Below are 1943 nucleotides of genomic sequence, written 5' to 3' on the forward strand. Positions count from 1 at the left end.
ACCCGGGTCGACCGGCCGGGCGGCATTGGCCGGCTGCCCCGGCCCCGGTCGGTCAAGAGCGCGAGCGCGCCGGGCACGTGCGCACTGTGCGGCGACGCCTACGCTACGGGCGAGTTGATCGGCCGCCCGCCGTTCACAGAGGACCTCCCCTACGTGCCGATCGGCTGGCTGTGCTGGCACTGCCTGGTCCAGCGCCGACAGCAGCCCCGCCGCCGCGATGTCCTGCTGCGCATCTTCCACGCCCTGTTCGCAGGCGTGGAGGGAGTCGGTCTCAACGGCCACGAGTGCGGCGTCCTCCTGGACTGGCTGACTGGCGAGCCGGCTTTGGCCAGCAGTAAGCCGTGGACGGCCGACCCGCTGGAGAACACCCTGGTGCGGCTGCGGACCAGCGCCGCCGACGCGAACCCGGCCACCTGGCTCAGCGCCCAGACCGCGCACACCATCGTCGCCGTCCTCAAGGAGGCGCCCGCCTCCCCGAGCACGACGTCCCGGGACGGGGAGACGCTCGAGGCTCTGGTCCAGCACCTCGCCGAATGGGAGACCAACCCCGCCGCCGTGCGGCGGGCACAGCACGGAACGGGCTGGCGCTACCGTCAGCGGGTGCTGCAGCTCACCGACCACCCCACCCCTCTGTCCGAACGCGGCGGCCCCTTCCACCTTTTCCAGTGCCGGGTCAACCCATCGGGGCAGCTCGTCGAGACCGAATAGACCCGAGCGCGGGCGGGCAGCACTGCCACACACGGAAGAGGAGAGGGAGAGGTCTCGTTGCCCAAGTTCAGGATCGGATCCCGGGATTACCCGTCGAAGAAGGCCGCGCAGGAAGCTGTCCGCGACGTGCTGTACGGGTACAGCGTGGGCAGCACGGTCGACCAGGAGGCCGATCACCTGCTCCTGCTGGACCTGCTCGACATGCATGAAGAGGCCGACGCCAAGATCGGCGTAGGCGTGGAGGCCTTCGCGATCGCGCCACCGCTCCAGGGCCCATACCCGGGTTTCGAAGTGATCCGCACCGACGGCACCCGGATCGACTTCTCCTACCTGGCCTGCCTGAAGCCCCCGAGCTACCGGCAGCAGGTGTCCAGCGCCATGCGCGTCGAGGTCAAGGATGACGTGAGCGCCTACTTCACCTCACGGGTGGCGGCCAACACCCTGGTCTCGGACGAGTCCGGGAGGACACTGGACATCGCCGACACCCACGTCAGCTACTACCGCGGCCCGTCGTTCGCGGAACTCGCCGCGGCGTTCGCCCACGACGTCGGCGGGTGGGACGCGATCGAACTGACCACGTCGAGCGATCCGGGGCGGGGGAAGTTCACCGACCGCGCTCTGGCTGAGCGGTGGCGCGAGTACCACCAGGAGCACGCGGTCCTCGCGCTGTTGTCCTCGCAGGAGAATCTGCGCCGCCCGCGCAGGTGACTAGGTTCGCTCCCGCGCGTAATCCGGCCCCAGATTGCGCTGCCAGTCCTGCACGTTGGTGATCTCAGCGAGAAGAACGTCCAGCGCGGTGCACGCCTCACCGGCCCGGCGGGCGAACTCCGGGACGTTGACGTAGAGCGGGTCCGGGCGTGCGGGCACGGTCGTCCCGCCCGGACCCTTGACCATGCTGTACCGCAGCCCCTGGCCGCTCGGATCCAGGAGATGGATCTCGTCGCAGAGCGATGCGACGTCGCCTTGAAGGTGCATCCGGAACATCGGCGCCATCTGGACGAGGTAGTCGGCCAAGACGGCGAGCTCATGGGTACGGGTGAGCTTCTTGCTGAAGCTTCCCCTTGATCTTGGACACCTGGAGACTGGGATCTTGAGGTTCCAGAGGAAGTAGCACCAGGTGGGAAGCAAGTACACGAAGCAGTACACCGAGGAGTTCAAGCGGGACGCGATCGCGCTCGTCGATTCCTCGGGCAAGACGGTCACCGCCGTTGCCCGGGAACTCGGCATCAGCTCCG

Annotated in this window: 4 protein-coding genes; 3 read left to right on the top strand and 1 reads right to left on the bottom strand. The window is 68.5% G+C overall.

The features are described 5' to 3' along the window. On the top strand, positions 1 to 708 hold a 708-nt coding region (locus ABZT06_RS50480), incomplete at its 5' end, for a hypothetical protein (protein WP_355756674.1). A gap of 57 nt (positions 709 to 765) precedes the next feature. Then, the gene (locus ABZT06_RS50485) at positions 766 to 1416 is read left to right on the top strand and encodes a DCL family protein (protein ID WP_355756677.1); all 651 of its coding nucleotides are present in this window, start codon (positions 766 to 768) and stop codon (positions 1414 to 1416) included. On the opposite strand, the gene ABZT06_RS50490 is transcribed toward ABZT06_RS50485, so the two are convergent. Further along, a complete protein-coding gene (locus ABZT06_RS50490) occupies positions 1417 to 1722 on the bottom strand; it encodes a hypothetical protein (RefSeq protein WP_355756679.1) in 306 nt (101 codons plus the stop codon). It lies immediately after the preceding gene. Between the two features lie 103 nt (positions 1723 to 1825). Here ABZT06_RS50490 and ABZT06_RS50495 point away from each other — a divergent pair. Beyond that, positions 1826 to 1943, top strand: a 118-nt coding sequence (locus tag ABZT06_RS50495) for a transposase (protein WP_355756681.1), incomplete at its 3' end; no start/stop codon positions are given.

The sequence above is a fragment of the Streptomyces sp. NPDC005483 genome (assembly GCF_040606035.1).
GTDB lineage: Bacteria > Actinomycetota > Actinomycetes > Streptomycetales > Streptomycetaceae > Streptomyces.